Raw genomic sequence first — 19,530 nt, forward strand, 5'->3', positions numbered from 1 at the left:
ACAAAGGGCGCTTTTGAGGCGCCCTGTTTCTTCCGTCCATCAAAATCCTAAAGCTGCTCGATCATCGCAGCGGCGCCCGAAACCGTTGCCTGGCCGGGACTTTCCTCGATATTCAGCGTCTTCACCACGCCGTCTTCCACCAGCATGGAATAACGCTTGGAACGAATGCCAAGGCCGCCGGCGGAAAGGTCGGCTTCAAGACCGAGCGCCTTGGTGAAGGAGCCATCCCAGTCGGCGAGGAAATGGATCTTGCCGAGGCCACCGGACGATTGCGCCCAGGCGCCCATCACGTGCCAGTCGTTGATGGAAACGACGGCGATGTCATCGATGCCCTTGGCAAGAATGGCGTCGCGATTTTCGAGAAAGCCCGGCAGGTGATTGAGCGAGCAGGTGGGCGTAAACGCGCCGGGAACGGCGAACAGCACCACGCGCTTGCCGGCAAAGAGCTGCTCGGTGCTGATCTCGACCGGGCCGTCGGCGGTCTTTTCCTTGAAGGTGGCGGCAGGCAGTGTGTCGCCGATGGCGATGGTCATGGCTCTCTCCTTGGGTCGTGTGTCGGGGCGCTCGAATGGCCGCCGATGGCTTGAAGACGGTTCAGGGAACTATAGGCCGGGCCTATTCAAGTGCAAGGGTGGTTTCCATCGCCCGGTCGCCATCGACGACGAGGATGCCCCAGCTCTTGCCCTTCGGATCATAATCCTTCGGCAGCTTGCCGATCTCGATATCGGCCGAAAAGGCGGTTCCCTCCCGCTTTGCATTCGCCTGCTGAAAGAACACATAGCCTGCCGGCCCGGTGACGTAAATTTCAGGTGCCTTTCCACTCGCTTCCGGCAGCGTCAGCTGCAGCGAAAGGCTCTTGGCGTCGGCCGAGATCTGATGGCGCCGAATGGCGAAATCCGCGGAAGGAGCTTGGGGTAGCACCGCTTTCGCCGCATCGAGCAAGGCCAGCTCACGCGAGGTCGGCTGTGCATTGGCCGGCAAGGGCAGGGAGTATTCGGCCTGGAAAGGGATGCAGATATCTTTGCAGAGGCCGATGAAAGCTGTCAGCTCAAGCTTTTCCGGCGCCTTGCCGGCGACGCGAAGATCGAGCGGAAACGTCACCGGCGCGTCGTAGCCGATTTCCTGGATAGGCCCGACGCTGATCGGTTTTGGTGCCGGGTAGGCCGCCCTTTCCAATGTCACGCCGCTGCCGGATGCCGGCGTTATTTGCGGCGGAATTCCACCCTGACCTGGCTCACGCCAGTAGGTGATCCAGCCGGGCTCCGGTTCGACTTGCAAGGCGGCGCGGATATGCCCTTCGGCGTCCGGCGCCAGCGCGATCAGACGCATCCTGCCGCCCTCATTGTCTACCCAGTCGCTCGTCGTGGCGTTGACTGCCACGGCGCTGAAAAACAAAGTAGCGAGAAGGGCCGACAGCCGGCCAACGGTACTGAATTCGATCATGCAACAAGGGTTTAGCCGATTGAGCGGCCTGGAGCCAGCACGGCCGAAGAAGCAAATGATCATTTTCAGTTGATTGATTTATGACATTGCCCCATCTTGATTACAGGCGGTGCAGTTGCGGACTGCGGTCAGGAGGCACGATGTCCCTATCGACGCTGAAGAATAGACGCGAAAGAGGTTTTCTCGACGGTCAGTTCCTGATCGCCATGCCGGGCATGGAGGATCGGAACTTCCATCGAACGGTGATTTATATCTGCGCCCATTCCGATGCCGGTGCCATGGGCTTCGTCATCAATCGGGCTCAGAAGCTGACATTCACCGATGTTCTGCTGCATCTCGAAATGATCAAGGACGACGATGCCATCGTGCTGCCGCAGAGGGCGCGCGATTTCCCCATCCAGACCGGCGGCCCTGTCGAAAGCGGCCGCGGCTTCGTTCTGCATTCGGACGATTACATCAGCGACAGCAGCATCCCGGTCAGTGATGACATCAGCCTGACGGCGACGCTCGACATCGTGAGGGCGATTTCCAAAGGGAGCGGCCCGAAACGCGCCACCATGTTGCTCGGCTATGCCGGCTGGGGGGCCGGCCAGCTCGAAGCCGAGATCGGCAATAATGGCTGGCTGAACTGCCCGGCAAATGAAGAAATGATCTTCGATCGCAGCCTCGACAACAAATATGATCGCGCGCTGGCTCTGATGGGCATCAATCCCGCGATGCTGTCGCTGCAGGCGGGCCATAGCTGAGCCGATTTGCGTTACTTTGGAACGAAATAGCTGTGGTGACGTTTTCCTGACAGAGCATCGGCAATTCCGCCGGGCCAGACCAGGAGGCGCCAGATATGAGCAGCACGACCGACAAGGTATCCGGTAAGGTGAATGAAATCGCCGGCAAGGCAAAGCAGGCAGCCGGCAAGGCGACCAATGACAGGGAAATGCGCGCGAAGGGCGCCGCCCAGGAAGCGAAGGGCAAGGTGCAGACCGCCGTTGGCAAGGCCAAGGATAAGGTCAAGGGTGCGGTCGACCGGATGTGACTGCTTTAATTTTTCAAATCCATGGTCGTCGCTCCATCGGAATTGATGTTGTAGCGACGATGTTGGGAGGAAGGGCCTGTTACGGAAACGTGGCAGGCTCTTTACTATCGGCCAATGATTTTTCGAGGGGAGACATGCGGCTTTTCACTTGTGACCATTGCGGCCAGCCCGTCCACTTCGACAACAGGCAGTGCGTGCGTTGCGGCCATCAGCTTGGTTTTATCCCCGACCGCTTGGCGATATACGCCTTGGAAGCTGAAAATGCTGTCAGCTGGCATCCGGTGTTCGAGCCGGCACAACACGTTCGGTTCTGCGCGAATGCCGAACTCGATATCTGCAATTGGCTGATCGATGCGGACGACGCGCAACCCTATTGCGTCGCCTGCCGGCACAATCGTCTCGTGCCGAACACCGACACGGAACAGGGCATAGATCGCTGGCGGCGCATCAGCCAGGCGCAACGGCATTTGTTTTATTCGCTCTTGCGCTGGAACCTGCCGCATCCCGACCGTCAGCAAGACCCCGAAGGTGGGCTCGTCTTCGATTTCCTCGAGGATGAGGTGCAGGGCGGTACCGTGGTCCCGGCGATGACGGGTCATGAGGAGGGACTGATCGCCATCCGTGCCGCCGAGGCGGACGATGTCACGCGCGAACAGGCGCGCACCTCTATGAACGAGCCTTATCGCACTTTGCTCGGCCACTTCCGCCACGAGACCGGCCATTTCATCTGGAACAAGCTTGTCCGCGACCGCGGGCAATTCGATGCCTTTCGCGCCATCTTCGGCGACGAGCGCGCCGATTATGGCGCAGCACTTCAGGCTCACTACGAGAACGGGCCACCGGCGAATTGGCAGGAAAGCTTTATCAGCGCCTATGCCAGCTCCCATCCTTGGGAGGATTTTGCCGAATGCTTCGCGCATTATCTGCACATCGTCGATACGCTGGAAACGGCGCGCTCCTTCGGCGTGGTGATCGATCCCCATCGCTATCATGACATGGCGGCCGAGGTAGATTTCAATCCTTACACGGCGGAAAGCGTCGAGCAGCTCGTCAGCGCCTGGATCCCTTTGAGCGTGGCAATCAATTCCATCCAGCGCAGCATGGGGCAGCCGGATTCCTATCCCTTCATTCTCTCGCCGCCCGTGGTCGCTAAGCTCGACTATATCAGGGAATTGATCGACAGCGCGTGATCGACTACTCAGGCGCGCTTCGTCAGCGGAAAGCGTTCCTTCAGCAGGCGTATCACCGAATCCGAACCCATCGGGGGCCCGAAGATGAAGCTCTGGCCGTAGCTGCAGCCGATCTTGGCGAGCTCCAGCGCATCCTCTTCCGATTCGATGCCTTCGGCGACCACGCGCATGTTGAGTTCACGCGCCATGGAGATGACCGAACGCAACAGAACCGCCTTCTTGTCGCTATCGTCGCGGACCATCGCCTTGTCGAGCTTGATCGTATCGAAGGGGAAACGGGTGAGGTAGGCGAGGGAGGAATAGCCGGTGCCGAAGTCGTCGAGCGCCAGGCCGATGCCGGCATCTCGCAGCTTGTCGAGCACGAGCCGTGCCTGTTCCGGATTTTCCATCACCTGCGATTCCGTCAGCTCCAGCTTGATCCGGTGCGGATCGCAATGGGTTTTGGCGAGCAGGGCGCGGATATCGTCGTAAAGCTCGTTGTTGAGCAGCTGGACGCTGGAAAGGTTGATGGAGACGAACAGCGGCAGGTCGCCGGTCTGTCGCTGCCATGCCATCAGGTCATTCGTTGCCTGCTCGAGCGCAAACATGCCAAGCGGGCCAATGATATCGGAAGCCTCGGCGATCGGGATGAATTCCGATGGCGGAATATTGCCGCGCTTTGGATGTTCCCAGCGCATCAGCGCCTCGAAGCCGGCAACCTCCGCATCTTCGAGCCGAACGATCGGCTGATAGACGAGCGAGAGTTCCTTGCGTTCGACGGCGCGGCGCAGATCGGTTTCGAGCTGCAGCCGATCGGTACCGAAGCTGCGGAAGGCCGGCTGGAAGGGTTCGACGCGATTGCCGCCGGCGCGCTTGGCGCGGTACATGGCGAGCTCCGCATCGCTCAGCATACCAGTCGCATTCTCCTGCTGATCGACCCAGGATGTCAGTCCGACCGAAGCCGTCAGGATGATCTCGCGATTGGCGAAATTGATCGGCACCATGATTGCTTTGCTGATTGCATCGGCGAAGTCGGCGACCTTGGCTGGATCGCGTTCGGAAACGAGGATGAGGCCGAACTGGTCGCCCGAAAGGCGGGCGAGCGTATCCTGCGGCTTCATCAGCCGGCGAAGACGCCGCGTTAGCGCGATGAGAATATTGTCGCCCGCCGCGAAGCCAAGCGTATCGTTGACGAGCTTATACCGGTCGATATCGATAACGATGACTGTTGGCCTGAGCTGGTTGCCGTCTGAGGCAAGTGTTAGAACCGCCTGCAGGCGATCGAGGAAGACCTGGCGGTTCGGCAGTCCCGTGAGATTGTCGTGCACGGCGTCGTGCAACAGCCGCTCGATCGAATTCTTCTGCTCGGTGATGTCGACGATCGTACCGACGCAGCGAATGATCTCGCCGTTGGAGCCAAGGACCGGCCGTGCGCGGATCGACAGCCAGTGGAAATGCCCGTCTTCGGCGCGAATGCGGAATTCATGGTTCAGCCGGCCGCGTCGATGTTCCAGAAGCACGTCGAGCGTCGCGCGGAAGCGGTCGCGATCGTCGGGATGCAGCCGCGGCAGCCAATTGCGCGCCGCACCGTGCATGGTGCCGGGCGAAAGGCCGAGCTTCATCGAGATATCGGGCGTCGTCACCACGCGGTCGCGCGCCACGTCCCAATCCCAGACGGTATCGCCCGAACCTGTGAGTGCCAGGGATTGCCGTTCCAGATCCGAGAAAAGGCCCTGCTGGAATGCGCCTCCGGCAAAAGCGTGTTGCATGACGGTGAAGCCGATCAAGAGCACGATCAGCACAAGTCCGCCGCCGAGTGCCGGCTGGATGATGTCGTTGTCGAGCTTGCCCATGACCGTCATCCAGGCCCCGAACAGCCAGACGAGGATCAGCGCCCAGGCGGGCACGAGCAGAATGGCCCGATCATAACGGCTGAAGCCGAGATAGATGATGAGCAGCAGGCCCGCCGTCGCGGTCAGCGCCAGCGACAGCCGCGCAATACCGGCGGCAATCGACGGATCATAGATCGCCACGCCGAAGAGCAGCGCAAGACCGAGCACCCAGGCAAGCGTCACATAGCCGAGGTGAGCGTGCCAGCGATTGAGGTTGAGATAGGTAAAGAGGAAGATCACCAGGCTGGAGGCGAGCGCGACCTCCGCGCAGGCGCGCCATACTCGCTGGTCGCTTGACGTGATGCTGATGAGCTTGCCGAGGAAGCCGAAATCGACGCAGATATAGCCGAGCACCGCCCAGGCAAGCGCCGCCGTTGCCGGCAGCATCGAGGTTCCCTTGACCACGAAAAGAATGGTCAGGAACACCGCCAGCAAGCCGGCAATGCCGAGCACGATGCCGCGATAGAGCGTGAAGGCGTTGACCGTATCCTTGTAGGCGTTCGGTTCCCACAGATAGAGCTGCGGCAGGTTTGGTGACGAAAGTTCGGCAACGAACGTGACGACCGCGCCAGGGTTCAGCGTAATGCGGAAAACGTCCGCTTCGTCGCTCGGCTGACGGTCGAGCGCGAAACCTTCGCTCGGCGTGATCGCGACGATGCGCTGCGAGCCGAGATCCGGCCAGAAGACTTTCGAATTCACCAGGCGGAAATGCGGGGCGACGATGACGCGCTCCAGCTGCTCTTCGGACACATTAGCCAGTGCAAAGACGGCCCAGTCACCCTGATGGTTCGGCGAGGAGGATCGTACCTCAATGCGGCGTCGGATGCCGTCGGCGCCTGCGGCTGTAGAGACCTGAAAGGCTTCACCCTGATTGGTGTAGATCTCCGTCGTCGCCGTCAGGTCGAGAGCGGTATCGTCGCGCGAGATCTTCACGGGCTCGGCTGCATCAGCCATTCCGGCGATAAACAGCAGCATGGCGGCCGCAAGCGTAGCGATCAGCGCGCATAGCCGTCGGGCCATCGGCCACGTCTGCATCATTCCGGCGATCATCGCTGGTCGAAGCTTCGGTTCGGGTTGGTGTCGGATGCCAACCTTGAAAACATCACATGGTCGCGCCACTGACCGTTGATTTTAAGATAACCGCGCAAATGACCTTCCCGCTGGAAACCGGCTTTTTGCAAAAGCCGCATGCTACGCTCGTTATCCGGAATACAGGCTGCTTCAATTCGGTGCAACTCAAGTCCGGAAAAGATATAGGGTATAACCAACTGAAGTGCGGCGAACATATGGCCCTGACCGGAGTAACGCTCGCCCATCCAATACCCGATCATGCAGCTCTGCGCAGCACCTCGGCGAATATAGCCGATCGTGATGCCGCCAACCAGCGTTGTGTTTTCCCTGAGAAAAATGAAGAGCGGTATGGCCTGGCCGGAGCTGTATTCCTGCTTGCCCCGAATGATGCGCGCCCGATAGGCGGCTTCGGTCAGCTCGTCATGTCGCCAGGTAGGCTCCCAAGGTTCGAGAAAACGGCGGCTTTCAGCCCGAAGCCTGTGCCATTGGTTGAAATCGGAGTAGCGCGGCAGCCGCAGCAAATAATTGTCGTTTTCGAGTTCAACCGCGTCCGAATGACGTGAGAGAAACCGAAAGACAGATTTTTGCATGCCGCCAAGCACTCCCCCGAGAATTGCACCCATAGGCCTGCGGCGTGCCCTTAGCCGCTTGCGCTTCTGGAAGCAGGGACCGGCGACGACAGCGAAGTGACGATGTCCTCCATCGGCGCGAGCTGCTCCAGCGGCCCGATCGCAGAAAGCGTCGGTACTGTATCGAAGAACAGGCGGCCGGCAAGATCCGTCAGGCGCTCGATCGTAATACCTTCCAGGCGCTCCAGCATCTCCTGGTTCGGGATGGGGCGACCATAAAGCATCATCTGCCGGGCGACCTGGCCAGCGCGAGCGGCCGGGCTTTCCTGACCCATCAGCAGCTGAGCGCGGATCTGAGCGCGGGCGCGCTCGATTTCCTGCTGCTGAATGTCATGGGAGGATTTATGCAGCTCGTCGACGATGACGGGCAGCAGTTCCGGCAGGTTCTCGCCGCCGGTCGCGGCATGGATGCCGAAGATGCCCGTGTCGGAGAAGCCCCAATGGAAGGCATAGACCGAATAACAGAGGCCGCGGAATTCACGCACTTCCTGGAACAGGCGCGAGGACATGCCGCCGCCGAGGATGTTGGCGAGAATCTGCGAACAGTAGAAATCGCGGGTGTGATAGGCGCGGCCTTCAAAGCCGAGCAGGATCTGCGCATCCATCAGGTCGCGCGTTTCGCGAATATTGCCGCCGATATAGCGCGCTGGCTCGATAACGGGCGGAGCGGACGGTTTGGTGGGAAGGCTGGAGAAGCGCTCCTCGACCTGACGCACGAAGCTTTCATGGTCGACAGCGCCAGCCGCCACGACGAACATGCGGTCGGTCGTATAGTTGCGGCCGAGATAATGGCGGATCTGTTCCGGCGAGAAGGAGACGACGGTTTCCGGCGTGCCGAGAATGGCGCGTCCCAGCGTCTGACCGCGATAGGCGACCTCGGAAAACTTGTCGAAGACGACATCGTCGGGCGTGTCATTGGCGGCATTGATTTCCTGCAGGATGACCTGCTTCTCGCGCGCCAGCTCTTCCTCGTCGAAGGCCGACTCCGTCAGGATATCGGCAAGGATATCGACGGCGAGCGGCACATGGTCCTTCAGCACGCGGGCATAATAGGACGTGGTTTCGGTCGAGGTGGCAGCGTTGACTTCGCCGCCGACATTCTCGATTTCCTCGGCGATCTGCCGGGCGGAGCGCCGCGCCGTACCCTTGAAAGCCATATGCTCGAGCAGATGCGCGATACCGTGTTCTGCTTCGGTCTCGTTACGCGAACCCGACTTGATCCAAACGCCGAGGGCCACGCTTTCGAGGTGTGGCATCGATTGGGTCGCTACTGTCAGCCCGGACGCTAGCCGGGTGCACTCCACTGTCATCGCCTGTCTTTCCGCGTCTGCTATTCGCCGGTCCGGATATGCTTGCCGATAAAGCTTTCGACGGCTTTAAGGTCCGGATCGAGAATGTCGAAACGCTCCTCCCTGGTCATCAGACCAGCAAGCCACGTCGGAAGCGCCGGGTCAATACCGGATGCGGATTTTACTGCGGCAGGGAATTTTGCCGGGTGGGCGGTCGCCAGTGTCACCATCGGGCTGCTGGGACGCTCGTTCTTGCCCGCAATGAAGACGCCGATCGCCGTATGCGGATCGAGAAGATAGCCCGTATCGGCAAGGGTTTTGCGGATCGTTTCGGCCACCTGTTTCTCGCTGGCGCGGCCGGCGCGGAAGTCCTTTTTGATGAGCTTCAGTGCCTCTTCGCTGACCGAAAATCCGTTCGACTGCTTCAGGCTTTCCATGGCGGCGCGCACCTTGGAGGCGTCCCGGCCGTTCGCTTCGAACAGAAGCCGCTCGAAGTTGGAGGAGATCTGGATATCCATCGACGGCGAGGTCGTGGCCTTGACGGAGCGCATCTCATAGCGGCCGGTCTTCAGCATGCGTGCCAGGATATCGTTCTCGTTGGTGGCGATGACCAGCTTTTCGATCGGCAGGCCCATGCGCTTGGCGACGTAACCAGCGAAAATATCGCCGAAATTGCCTGTTGGCACAGTGAACGAGATTTTCCGGTCCGGACCGCCAAGGGCGACAGCTGTCGTGAAGTAGTAAACCACCTGCGCCATGATTCGCGCCCAGTTGATGGAATTGACGCCGGAAAGCTTGACCCTGTCGCGGAAGGCTGCGTCGTTGAACATGGCTTTGACGAGGTTCTGGCAATCGTCGAAATTGCCCTTGATCGCCAGAGCATGCACATTTGCCGCCGTCGAGGTGGTCATCTGCCGCTGCTGCACCGGCGAGACTTTCTCATGCGGGAAGAGAATGAAGATATCGGTGCGCTCGCGTCCGGCAAAGGCGTCGATTGCAGCGCCGCCAGTGTCGCCCGAGGTTGCGCCGACGATGGTGGCTCGTTGGCCGCGCTTCTCCAGCGCATAGTCCATTAGCCGCGCAAGCAGCTGCATGGCGACATCCTTGAAGGCGAGCGTCGTGCCGTGGAAGAGCTCCATGACAAAGCTGTTCGCTCCCGTCTGGACGAGCGGCGCCACGGCCGGATGCCGGAAGGTGGCATAGGCATCATCGATCATGCCGCGGAAGACATCGGCCGGGATTTCGCCGTTGGTGAAGGGCGAAAGGACGGCGAAGGCGACATCCTGATAGCTCTTGCCGCGGAACGCGCGGATTTCCTTCTTCGTCAGGACAGGCCATTCACGGGGAACATAAAGCCCGCCATCACGAGCAAGGCCGGCCAGGAGGGCGTCGCAGAAGCCAAGGGCAGGGGCTTCTCCCCGCGTTGAAATGTAGTCCACGGTCTAGAATTCCTTTGGTCGCAAAATTGCCTGAGTGATCGATTGAGAGGGTAGAGGAACGAAGCGACGGCGGCCGGTCTTTTTGCGTCGGATCAGCCGCGTGGTTTTCGCGTTTGCGCAAGGCGCGTGGGATCAGCGCCGGGCGGAGGCCGTTTGTGGCAATCTGTCGATCTCGAAAAGTGAGCCAAAACGGTGTCTACCCAATCGATTTTTCGCTGCGTCGCTGGTATAGACCATCGCCAAGTGTCATAAAAGGCCCGTTTGACAGGCTGCGGGCCGATAATGTGAAATATATGGAGAGGGTGGAATAATAGTGTTTGGCAAGGTTTCGCGTCGTCTTTTCTCCGCTTCGCTTCTGGCATTGCTGACGGGCTGCAGCACTCTCGGCATCGGCGGCAACAGTGAAAAACAGCCGGCAACTGATGTAACGGTGGCGCCGCAAACGGGAGCCGCAACCGCTGCTCCGACTGGCGGCCAGTCTTACGTCGCGGGCAAGTGCCCGCAGGCCGTTATCCGCGACGAGGATTCCGTCTATCGCACCTACGCCAAAGGCGCCAAGGACGACCCGAACCAGCTGATCTACCAAGCTTCGCTGGCTGAGGCGACCCGCCAGTGCACCACGGACGGCACCAACCTCGGCATTCACGTCGTGGCGCAGGGACGCCTGGTTGCTGGCCCCATGGGCAGCTCCGGCAAGATAACCCTGCCGATCCATGTTGCCGTCATGGATAACGACAACGCGCTCTATAGCAAGACCGTCATGTATACGACGGAAATCCCGCCGGGCGAGACGACGGCGCAGTTCCTTTTCACCGATAATGATATCCAGGTTGCCGGGGGCTCCGGCGGCTTCACCATCGTTCAGATCGGCTTCGATCAAGGCCCGCAGAAGCCCGTGAAGGGCGCGAAGCCGGTGCGCAAGAAGCGTCACTAAGCTTTTGATTGCGGCCCTTGCGCAGCGATGCGAGCGTGACAACGGATTGAAAAGAAAAGGCCCTGCCGATCGGCAGGGCCTTTTCTTTTGGTCTGTATTTCAATCCGTCTTAGAGGACGCCGTCCCATTCGGCGAGCGCCATGACGACGCCCGGCAAGTCGGCCATACGGCTGACGACGGTTTCGGCACCGGCGTCGGTCAGACGATCGGCATGCGAAGGATAGGTGTGCGATGCACCGGTGAAGCCGATGACGCGCATGCCGGCGGCGCGCGCGGCCTGAACGCCGTGGACCGAATCTTCGACGACGATCGTATTGGCCGGGCTGACATTCATCTGCTTGGCGCCATGCAGGAAGATGTCCGGTTTCGGTTTCACGCGGTCGGCACCGAGGTCCTTGGCGGAAAAGATGTTCGGAGCAAACAGCTTGATGTAGCCGACCTTCGTCAGCATCATCTCGAGGCGCGCGGAGCTGGAATTCGAGCAGATGCAGCGTGGCATCGGCAGCCGCGACAGCGCCTGCGGCACGCCCGGGATAGCCTGGACATCACTGGCAAGCTTCAGGTCGAGCAGCTTCTCGGATTTGTCGAGCAGCGATGCAGAGAGCGGAATGCTGGCTTCGCGCTCGACTTCGAACAGGATGTTGCGCCAGGTCATGCCGGCGAAGCGCTCGCCCATTTCCTCGGTGCTGATGGGATAGCCCGCATCGGTCAGCAGTTTCGATTCGACCTCGGCCGCGATGATTTCCGAATCGACCAGAACGCCGTCGCAGTCGAAAATGATGAGGTCGAAACCATTGCTCATGAAATTACTGCCTTTGATGTGGCTGGGATCGGCACGCTCCAGGAAACCATCGGTGTTTCGGGAGGTGCTCTGAAAAACGACCGCCGGGCTTTACACGATATGTCGGCAAAGCTCAACCAATTGGCGGGCATGGCTGCGCTGCAGTGAGCGAAAGGGTCGAAATGCGCAAAAGAGGCGACGAGGGTTTCTTGTCGCTCGACATCCGGCAGGCCCGCCTTTAAGGATCGGCCATGGCCAAGGAGCGCGACGACACCATTGCCAGCCGCATCAGCCGGGTGCTTGCCGACCGCATCATCCGCGGCGAGATCGCGCCCGATACCCGTCTGAGGCAGGATCACATTGCCGAGGAATTCGGCACCAGCCATGTGCCCGTGCGCGAGGCGTTCCGCCGGCTGGAGGCGCAGGGGCTGGCAATCAGCCTGCCGCGCCGTGGCGTCCGTGTCGCCTCTTTCGATCTCAAGGAAGTCCGCGAGGTTGCGGAAATGCGCGCAGCCCTCGAAGGTCTTGCACTGAAGCACGCAGCCCCGCATCTGACTTCAGCTATTCTGGATGAGGCGGAACAGGCGACGCGCGATGGCGATGCCGCCGGTGACGTCCACGCCTGGGAAGAGGCCAATCGGCGCTTCCATCGCCTGATCCTGGCGCCCTGCGGCATGGCACGTCTGCTCGCGGCGATCGACGATCTGCATGCCGTGAGCGCCCGCTTTCTCTTCTCCGCCTGGCAATCCGGCTGGGAAAAGCGCACGGATCATGACCACCGAGCTATTCTGGCAGCTCTCCGCCAGGGGCGACCCGACGAGGCTGCCGCGATCCTGCAGAAGCATGTGCAATGGATCGGCCGCGCGCCAGTGCGCACGCCTTCCGGATCGACACGCGACGCCTTCGCAATCGTCGGCTAGAAATTATAGATAATTTTAAGGCGAATGCCGGAAGCGCTCTGGAAGCGGTGCTCTAGGGGGATGTCTACTACGTCAGTGTCACGGCATTTTGTTCGATACCCGGCCGTCGTCCGCTGCCTTTTCCGAATTTTATTAGCCTTATTTTTCAACGCAATCCCGAACTTTATCGGAATTTGGTGCTGCAACTACTTGCCTGATTTCGCGATCTCTCTCATAAAATAGATCAGACTCAAAAATTATCTATAATTTAAAAGGAGAGCCCATGTCCCTGTTGCAGCATCATGATGAAGTCGCTTTCGATCCGCTCCGCCTCGGGCAGCGTTCGCTTGTTGCCAAGACCGTGTTCGTTCTCGCCGGAACGCTGATCCTGGCGCTTGCATCGCGAATCTCTGTGCCGATGGTGCCGGTGCCGATCACCATGCAGACATTCGCGATCACCATGATCGGCGCGCTCTATGGCTGGCGTCTTGGTGCGGTCACAGTTCTCGCCTGGCTGGGCGAAGCTGCGATCGGCTTTCCGGTTCTCGCCGGTGGGGCAGGCGGCGTTGCGCCCTTCATGGGGCCAACGGCGGGTTATCTCGCATCCTTCCCGATTATCGCAGCCCTTGTCGGCTGGCTTGCGGAGCGCGGCTGGAGTGGCAACCGCATCGTGCGCAGCTTCATCGCCCATCTCTCGGCTAACATTCTTTGCCTTGCCATCGGCGGCGCATGGCTTGCAGCGCTGATCGGCGCAGAAAAGGGCTGGCTGCTTGGCGTAGCGCCCTTCATTCTCGGCGCCGTGCTCAAGTCGGCGCTTGCAGCTGCCGTGCTGAAGACCATCCAGGTCTATAGCGGCAAGGCGCGTCTGAATTGACCGTCAGGCTTCGCGCCCATCATCTGCTCTGCATGCTGACCTTTGTCGGTGAAGGCTATACTTCAGCCTTCACCGACAATTATCGCCGGATCGCCGAGCGGCTGTCAGAGGGGGAGGAGATCAAGCTGGTCTCCGGCCCCGATGACATCTGCGCGCCGCTACTAGGCGAGGAAGAACCGCACTGCCTCAAGGCTTCGGTCGTCGAGCGGGATGCGGTAGCTCTCGCCGATATCTCGACATTGCTGGGCGAGGAGATCGGCATAGGTGCGGTGCTGGTGCCTGATGCCAGCTTGCTTGCAAAACTCCGTCGCAATTTCGCCAGCGGTGAAATCCGTCACGCCTGCCGCGGCTGCGAATGGGGTGAGCTCTGCAGCCGCATTGCTGCAACCAATTTCAGCGGTGTCCTGATCAAAGCAGCCTAGGACCTGTCATCCGGCTCTGGCTGCGAGGCGTCATCGCTTAGCTCAAGCGGAAAGAGCGCCAGAAACCGGCGATCGCCCTCGGGCGTGAAGAAGATGGAGCGGCTGTTTTCGGTGCGCCGCGCCCATCCCTTGTCTAGGAAATTCGAAAGCAGCGCCTTGCCAAGACTGCCGGCGAGATGCGCACGCCGCTCGCTCCAATCCAGGCAGGATCGGCAAAGCGGGCGGCGGCTCGAGCGCAACCCGGAGACATCGATGCCGATCGATCCCAGATGCCTTTCGCCGTCGGCCGTCAGGCTCAGACCTTCGCCCACGGCAGCTATCGACCCGGCCTCGATCAGGCTGTCGAGCATGCGCACGCCATAGTCGCCTGCCAGATGATCGTAGCAGATGCGTGCCTTGCGCAGCGCCGGCTCCTTCGGACCGGGGCGATGGCGCAGATGGCCGCGGCTTGCGGCAAAGCCCATGATGCCCTCGAGCAGCTTACCGACCCGATCGTCGGCCAGCGTGAAATAGCGATGCCGGCCCTGCTTGCGCTGTGCCAGCAGACCGCCTGCTTCAAGCTTGGAAAGATGCGCGCTCGCAGTCTGCAGCGTCACGCCGGCAGCGGCCGCCAGTTCCGTCGCCGTCAACGCCCGGCCGCCCATCAGCGCCGTTAAAATGTTCGCTCGCGCGGGGTCGCCGATCAGCGAGCCGATCTGTGCTATGTCTGGACCTTCTTTCATACTTCGATCGTAACCGAACCATCTCCGTCCTGCAATGTGCGAAAACCTCTGCATCAGCAAAGGAGAAAGCCAATGATCACCTGTTTCATCCGCTATCAGATCGATCCGTTCAAGCAGGAAGCCTTCGCGGAATATGGCAAGGCCTGGGGCCAGGTCATTCCGCGCAACGGCGCCGACCTGATTGGCTATTTCGCACCGCACGAGGGCTCGCTGACAACGGCCTATGGCATCTACAACATCGAGAATCTCGCCGCCTACGAGGCCTATCGCAAGAGCCTCGCCGCCGATCCGCTGGCGCGGGCCAATCTTGATCTAGCCCGGCGCGAGCGTTTCATCTTGCAGGAGGATCGCATCTTCCTGAAAAATATCTCCCTGCCGCACGCTCCAAGGATATCGCCATGATTGCAGTCATTTTCGAAGTCGTTCCCCACCCCGACGAACGTCAGCACTATCTCGACATCGCAGTAAGGCTGCGTTCGGAACTGGAGGCCATCGACGGTTTCGTCTCCATCGAACGCTTCGAGAGCCTCACTCAGCCGGGCAAGATCCTGTCGCTGTCCTTCTGGCGCGACGAGGGAGCCGTTCGCGAATGGCGAAACCGTGAGGCGCATCGCGCCGCCCAGAAAGCGGGGCGCAAGACGGTCTTTGCCGACTATCGTTTGCGTGTCGCGCAGGTGCTTCGTGATTACGGGATGACGGAACGCGCAGAAGCGCCAGACGACAGCCACGCAGTACACGATATCTAGGGCTTTCAACGCGATAGCGCCTTTTGACGAGGCCTGCATTCTCGGCGGCTTCGTCGGGAATGCAGAAAATATGACGCCGCTTTAGTCTTTGGTAACCAAGTTAGGTAACCATAACACTCAATTAAGAGCACCGAGTAAGTGTAACAGCGAGTATCAAATGGCGTCAGTTTTCCCGCTTGCCGACCTCAGGACTTCAGCCGTTCCGGGGTCCTGGATCGACACGATCATCAAGGGCGATTGCGTGGCCGCTCTTGAGGCACTGCCCAATCAATCCGTCGACGTCATCTTCGCCGACCCGCCGTACAATCTCCAGCTTGGCGGCACGCTGCACCGTCCGGATCAGTCGCTGGTCGATGCCGTCGATGACGAGTGGGACCAGTTTGCCTCCTTCGAAGCCTATGATGCCTTCACCCGCGCCTGGCTGCTCGCCTGCCGCCGCGTTCTGAAGCCGACGGGCACGATCTGGGTCATCGGCTCCTATCACAATATCTTCCGCGTCGGCGCGACCCTACAGGATCTGAACTTCTGGATCCTCAACGACATCGTTTGGCGCAAGACCAACCCGATGCCGAATTTCAAGGGCCGCCGCTTCCAGAACGCGCATGAGACGATGATCTGGGCAAGTCCGAACGCCAAGGCCAAGGGCTATACCTTCAACTACGATGCCATGAAGGCCGCCAACGACGACGTGCAGATGCGCTCGGACTGGCTGTTCCCGATCTGCAACGGCAATGAGAGGCTGAAGGGCGACGACGGCAAGAAGGTGCATCCGACGCAGAAGCCGGAAGCGCTGCTGGCCCGTGTCATCATGGCTTCGTCCAAGCCCGGCGACATCATTCTCGATCCCTTTTTCGGATCGGGCACGACCGGTGCGGTTGCCAAGCGTCTCGGCCGCCACTTCGTCGGCATCGAGCGCGAGCAGGATTATATCGACGCGGCCAGCGCCCGCATCGCCGCCGTAGAACCGCTCGGCAAGGCGGAACTGACCGTGATGACCGGCAAGAAGGCCGAAGTCCGCGTGGCGTTCAATGTGCTTATCGAAAGCGGCCTCATCAAGCCCGGCCAGGTGCTGACGGATGCCAAGCGCCGCCATAGCGCCATCGTCCGCGCCGACGGCACGGTTGCCTCTGGTGGCGAGGCCGGCTCCATTCATCGCCTTGGCGCGAAAGTCCAGGGCCTTGATGCATGCAATGGGTGGATGTTCTGGCATTTCGACGATGGTCGTTCCCTGCGCCCGATCGACGAACTCAGAGCCATCATCCGCAGCGATCTGGCCAAGGTTGAGTAGTCTCAACCGCTAGACGGTTCCGGTTTCAAAGCCGCCCCACGGCTGCCGGACGCCTTTCAGATCGACATATCCGTCTTCTTCCGTCGTGTACCTCCAGTTGGGAAGAAGACGAAACACCCAGGGCCTTATCGGATATATTGTACGGTAAGGCCCTGGGTTTTTAGCTTCGGATCTCAGAAGTCTTTATAATCCGTGACGTCGACGCGCACGACACGGCCGTCTTCGTTAAACGTGATCGTTTCCTCGCCTTCGCGGATCAGCGGCTTGCCCGTCTTGCTGTTGGTGGCCCGGACAGACCAGATGGCGCGGCCGGACAGCGGCGTCAGCGTTTCCACGAGGGAATTCGATGCCGTCTGGTCCGGATAGGTGTCGAAATAGCCGCGGAAGGCTTCCATGATCGCCGCACGGCCGGCAAGGCTGCCGACGCCGTTGGAGACATAGGTGGCATCCTCGGCGAAGAAGTTCTCGATCGCCTCATAGTCGAGGCGATTGATTGCGTCATGGAACAGATCGATGCGTTGTGAGGGATCGAAGGTCATCGGCTCAAACCTTTATGCCATGGGCGGCGAGGTCGCTGCGCAGCTTCTCGGCGCCTGTGAAGTGAACTGCATGCCATCCGGCGGCGCGCGCCCCTTCGACGTTCGGATAGGAATCGTCGATGAAAATCGTCGAGGCCGGATCGAGGTCGAAGCTCTTGGCGTGGGTGTCATAAATCGCGACATCCGGCTTGATCAGCCCGATATCACCGGAAACCGTCACGCCGCGTGGCTTCTTGAGGAAGGGATAGCGCTCCTGCGCCTCGCGAAAGGTGTCCGAGGCGAAATTGGTCAGCATGGTGACATCGCGGCCTTCCGCGATAAGCTGTTCCAGAATGGCGACGCTGTCGTCATACGCATGCGGAACCATCTCATGCCAATGTTTGCGGAAGCTGCGGATTTGTTCTGCCCGTTCGGGATGATCAGCGATCAGCAGCGCCTCGGCATCGCTCCAGGTGCGGCCGCGATCCTGCTCAAGGTTCCATTCATGAGTGCAGACATTGGCGAAAAACCATTCGCGCTCGGCATGGTCCGGAATGATCCGGCTGTAGGGAAGGTTTGGATCATAGTGGATGAGAACCTTGCCGATATCGAAAACGATATGCCGTATTTCCGTCGTCATGAATGAATTCCTGATTTTAGCTCTAAACGCTTTTTGCGAACGCATTGGGAATAGCCTGCGCGATCGCTTTTTTCATGACTGTAGGCAGTGCCTGGTCTTCAAGATTTGTAACCGGCGCCCACCATCCGTCATGGTTGTCATTCTGCGAGACCGACTTGGCACGCCAGATCGACAGCCGCAGTTCGAAATGCGTGAAGACATGCGTCACCGTGCCCGCCGGCTGCCAGTCGGCCGGGAAGGGGGCCGCCTCGATGCCGGTCTCGCCGTCGATGCGCGCCGTCCAGCCCGTCGTTGGCACTTCCGTCATGCCGCCCAGCAACCCGGTTTCGACACGCCGCCGCAGGAAGATCTCGCCCTCGTCATTGACGGCAACGAAAGCCGCACCCTGGCGCACCGGCTTTTCCTTCTTTGCCGCCTTGACCGGGAATTGCTCGGGATCATGCCCAGCCAGCGCCTGACAAGCGCCGTTGAAGGGACAGAGCGAACAGACCGGACGCTTTGGCGTACAGATCGTCGCGCCGAGATCCATCATCGCCTGGGCGAAATCGCCCGGCCGGTCCGCCGGCGTCAGCAGGGCGACCTTCTGCTTCATCAGCGGCTTGGCGCCGGGCAGCGGCGCCGAAATCGCATAGAGGCGGGAAATGACGCGCTCGACATTGCCGTCCATCACGGCTGCCTGGCGATTGAAGGCGATTGCAGCGACGGCGGCGGATGTATAATCGCCGATGCCGGGCAGAGCGCGCAGGCCTTCCTCAGTATCTGGAAAGCGGCCGCCGTGATCGGCTGCTACCGCCTCGGCGCATTTCTTAAGGTTGCGGGCGCGGGCGTAGTAGCCGAGCCCCGCCCAGGCCGCCATGACGTCTTCATTCGCAGCCGCAGCGAGATCATCGACCGTCGGCCAGCGCTCCAGGAATTTGACGAAATAGGATTTGACCGCCGGCACGGTCGTCTGCTGCAGCATCACTTCCGACAGCCAGACGCGATAGGGGTCGGGCTTGACGCCGCGCGCGGCCATCGGCGGCGAGACCCGCCAGGGCAAGTCGCGGTGGTGTCGGTCGTACCAGGCAAGCAGGCGTGCGGCCGTGGGGGATTCTAAAGTCGTGGTCATGATTTGCCGCGTCGAGGGGAAGTGCTCTATACTTGGCCAAGCTGCGTCGGGCGATCAAGGTCCGCGATGCACAAAGCATGCACCGGAAGCCGATTGAGATGAGTTATCCCCGAAAAGGCGAAAAGCAGATATCCGAGCTGACCAACGGTATCGTCGATCCGGTGCTGGCAAAACGCGCCGGTATCAACACGACACTGCTCGGATGCTGGGACGAGATCGCCGGCGAGGACTTTGCCGATTGCACGCGGCCGGAAAAGATCGCCTGGGCCAGGCGAACCGGCCCTGGCATGGATGACCGCTATCAACCCGGCGTGCTGACGATCGCCTGCGAGGGCGCCCGCGCACTCTTCCTGACCCACGCCCAGGGCGAACTCATTCAGCGCATCAACAGCTTCTTCGGTTTCTATGCCGTCCATCAGATCCGCATCGTGCAGAAGCCGGTCTCGGTCGCCTCCAAACGCTCCCGCACACCGCCGCCGTTGAAGGGCGAGGCGGCGCGCAAGCTAGCCGATATGATGGATGGCATCGAGGATGAAAAGATCCGGGCCGCCGTTCATCGGCTCGGCACGGCCATGGCCTGGAAGCGGCGATAAGGTCAGGCTGAACGGCCGGTTTCGCCAATTGTGGACAGAA

The 19,530-nt window shown here is 60.4% G+C and carries 22 protein-coding genes; 11 read left to right on the top strand and 11 right to left on the bottom strand.

Annotated elements, in window-relative coordinates:
* Positions 1-47 precede the first annotated feature (47 nt).
* Both AC13RE_RS08050 and AC13RE_RS08055 read right to left on the bottom strand, forming a co-directional pair.
* Entirely contained in the window at positions 48-533 is a 486-nt protein-coding gene (locus AC13RE_RS08050; protein WP_112335510.1) for a peroxiredoxin, read from the bottom strand.
* A gap of 82 nt (positions 534-615) precedes the next feature.
* The gene (locus tag AC13RE_RS08055) at positions 616-1,443 is read right to left on the bottom strand and encodes a protein-disulfide reductase DsbD domain-containing protein (protein ID WP_488562574.1); all 828 of its coding nucleotides are present in this window, start codon (positions 1,441-1,443) and stop codon (positions 616-618) included.
* A 140-nt stretch (positions 1,444-1,583) separates the two neighbouring features.
* Between AC13RE_RS08055 and AC13RE_RS08060 the strand changes: the two genes are divergently transcribed.
* From AC13RE_RS08060 to AC13RE_RS08070, 3 genes are all read left to right on the top strand, one after another.
* The gene (locus AC13RE_RS08060) at positions 1,584-2,189 is read left to right on the top strand and encodes a YqgE/AlgH family protein (protein ID WP_015339076.1); all 606 of its coding nucleotides are present in this window, start codon (positions 1,584-1,586) and stop codon (positions 2,187-2,189) included.
* Positions 2,190-2,284: 95 nt separating this feature from the next.
* The gene (locus AC13RE_RS08065) at positions 2,285-2,476 is read left to right on the top strand and encodes a CsbD family protein (protein WP_112397964.1); all 192 of its coding nucleotides are present in this window, start codon (positions 2,285-2,287) and stop codon (positions 2,474-2,476) included.
* 134 nt (positions 2,477-2,610) lie between these two features.
* Positions 2,611-3,666 carry a zinc-binding metallopeptidase family protein gene (locus AC13RE_RS08070; RefSeq protein WP_488562575.1) on the top strand — a complete coding sequence of 352 codons (1,056 nt, stop codon included), beginning with the start codon at positions 2,611-2,613 and terminating at the stop codon, positions 3,664-3,666.
* Positions 3,667-3,674: 8 nt separating this feature from the next.
* Here AC13RE_RS08070 and AC13RE_RS08075 read toward each other — a convergent pair whose 3' ends face one another.
* Genes AC13RE_RS08075 through thrC form a run of 4 tightly spaced genes read right to left on the bottom strand, consistent with a single transcriptional unit; the run spans position 3,675 to position 9,965 of the window.
* A complete protein-coding gene (locus tag AC13RE_RS08075) occupies positions 3,675-6,587 on the bottom strand; it encodes an EAL domain-containing protein (RefSeq protein WP_488562576.1) in 2,913 nt (970 codons plus the stop codon).
* On the bottom strand, positions 6,584-7,198 hold the full coding sequence (locus AC13RE_RS08080) for a GNAT family N-acetyltransferase (RefSeq protein WP_015339080.1): 615 nt from the start codon (positions 7,196-7,198) through the stop codon (positions 6,584-6,586). Before AC13RE_RS08080 ends, AC13RE_RS08075 begins: the two co-directional genes overlap by 4 nt.
* A gap of 50 nt (positions 7,199-7,248) precedes the next feature.
* A complete protein-coding gene (locus AC13RE_RS08085; RefSeq protein WP_488562577.1) occupies positions 7,249-8,547 on the bottom strand; it encodes a M16 family metallopeptidase in 1,299 nt (432 codons plus the stop codon).
* A gap of 20 nt (positions 8,548-8,567) precedes the next feature.
* Entirely contained in the window at positions 8,568-9,965 is a 1,398-nt protein-coding gene (gene thrC / locus AC13RE_RS08090; protein WP_488562578.1) for a threonine synthase, read from the bottom strand.
* A gap of 313 nt (positions 9,966-10,278) precedes the next feature.
* Between thrC and AC13RE_RS08095 the strand changes: the two genes are divergently transcribed.
* Entirely contained in the window at positions 10,279-10,899 is a 621-nt protein-coding gene (locus tag AC13RE_RS08095; protein ID WP_488562579.1) for a hypothetical protein, read from the top strand.
* A gap of 109 nt (positions 10,900-11,008) precedes the next feature.
* On the opposite strand, the gene AC13RE_RS08100 is transcribed toward AC13RE_RS08095, so the two are convergent.
* A complete protein-coding gene (locus AC13RE_RS08100) occupies positions 11,009-11,701 on the bottom strand; it encodes an HAD family hydrolase (RefSeq protein ID WP_015339084.1) in 693 nt (230 codons plus the stop codon).
* Between the two features lie 230 nt (positions 11,702-11,931).
* Between AC13RE_RS08100 and AC13RE_RS08105 the strand changes: the two genes are divergently transcribed.
* From AC13RE_RS08105 to AC13RE_RS08115, 3 genes are all read left to right on the top strand, one after another.
* Positions 11,932-12,600: a GntR family transcriptional regulator gene (locus AC13RE_RS08105; RefSeq protein WP_488562580.1), complete on the top strand. Its 669-nt coding sequence runs from the start codon at positions 11,932-11,934 to the stop codon at positions 12,598-12,600.
* 262 nt (positions 12,601-12,862) lie between these two features.
* On the top strand, positions 12,863-13,453 hold the full coding sequence (locus AC13RE_RS08110) for a biotin transporter BioY (protein ID WP_488562581.1): 591 nt from the start codon (positions 12,863-12,865) through the stop codon (positions 13,451-13,453).
* Positions 13,450-13,875, top strand: coding sequence for a DUF1284 domain-containing protein (locus AC13RE_RS08115; RefSeq protein WP_488562582.1), 426 nt, complete (start codon positions 13,450-13,452; stop codon positions 13,873-13,875). The genes AC13RE_RS08110 and AC13RE_RS08115 overlap by 4 nt, the downstream gene beginning before the upstream one ends.
* Here AC13RE_RS08115 and AC13RE_RS08120 read toward each other — a convergent pair.
* Complete coding sequence (locus AC13RE_RS08120) at positions 13,872-14,597, bottom strand: ArsR/SmtB family transcription factor (RefSeq protein WP_488562583.1); 726 nt, start codon at positions 14,595-14,597, stop codon at positions 13,872-13,874. The genes AC13RE_RS08115 and AC13RE_RS08120 overlap by 4 nt on opposite strands.
* Positions 14,598-14,669: 72 nt before the next feature.
* Between AC13RE_RS08120 and AC13RE_RS08125 the strand changes: the two genes are divergently transcribed.
* The 3 genes from AC13RE_RS08125 to AC13RE_RS08135 all read left to right on the top strand — a co-directional run bounded on the left by AC13RE_RS08125 (position 14,670) and on the right by AC13RE_RS08135 (position 16,631).
* Entirely contained in the window at positions 14,670-14,999 is a 330-nt protein-coding gene (locus tag AC13RE_RS08125) for an NIPSNAP family protein (protein WP_488483653.1), read from the top strand.
* Entirely contained in the window at positions 14,996-15,343 is a 348-nt protein-coding gene (locus AC13RE_RS08130) for an antibiotic biosynthesis monooxygenase family protein (RefSeq protein ID WP_488562584.1), read from the top strand. The genes AC13RE_RS08125 and AC13RE_RS08130 overlap by 4 nt, the downstream gene beginning before the upstream one ends.
* Positions 15,344-15,500: 157 nt before the next feature.
* Positions 15,501-16,631, top strand: coding sequence for a site-specific DNA-methyltransferase (locus tag AC13RE_RS08135; RefSeq protein WP_112412417.1), 1,131 nt, complete (start codon positions 15,501-15,503; stop codon positions 16,629-16,631).
* Between the two features lie 173 nt (positions 16,632-16,804).
* On the opposite strand, the gene AC13RE_RS08140 is transcribed toward AC13RE_RS08135, so the two are convergent.
* From AC13RE_RS08140 to mutY, 3 genes are read right to left on the bottom strand one after another with little or no spacing between them, the layout of a single operon-like run.
* Positions 16,805-17,170 (bottom strand): nuclear transport factor 2 family protein, encoded by a 366-nt coding sequence (locus AC13RE_RS08140; RefSeq protein ID WP_488562585.1) that lies wholly within the window; start codon positions 17,168-17,170, stop codon positions 16,805-16,807.
* 4 nt (positions 17,171-17,174) lie between these two features.
* The gene (locus AC13RE_RS08145; protein WP_488562586.1) at positions 17,175-17,789 is read right to left on the bottom strand and encodes an HAD family hydrolase; all 615 of its coding nucleotides are present in this window, start codon (positions 17,787-17,789) and stop codon (positions 17,175-17,177) included.
* Between the two features lie 22 nt (positions 17,790-17,811).
* Positions 17,812-18,900 carry an A/G-specific adenine glycosylase gene (gene mutY, locus AC13RE_RS08150; RefSeq protein ID WP_488562871.1) on the bottom strand — a complete coding sequence of 363 codons (1,089 nt, stop codon included), beginning with the start codon at positions 18,898-18,900 and terminating at the stop codon, positions 17,812-17,814.
* A 95-nt stretch (positions 18,901-18,995) separates the two neighbouring features.
* Here mutY and AC13RE_RS08155 point away from each other — a divergent pair, with 95 nt between their 5' ends.
* A complete protein-coding gene (locus AC13RE_RS08155; RefSeq protein ID WP_488562587.1) occupies positions 18,996-19,490 on the top strand; it encodes a DUF721 domain-containing protein in 495 nt (164 codons plus the stop codon).
* Positions 19,491-19,530 lie beyond the last annotated feature (40 nt).

The sequence above is a fragment of the Martinezella sp. CNPSo 3959 genome (assembly GCF_057784355.1).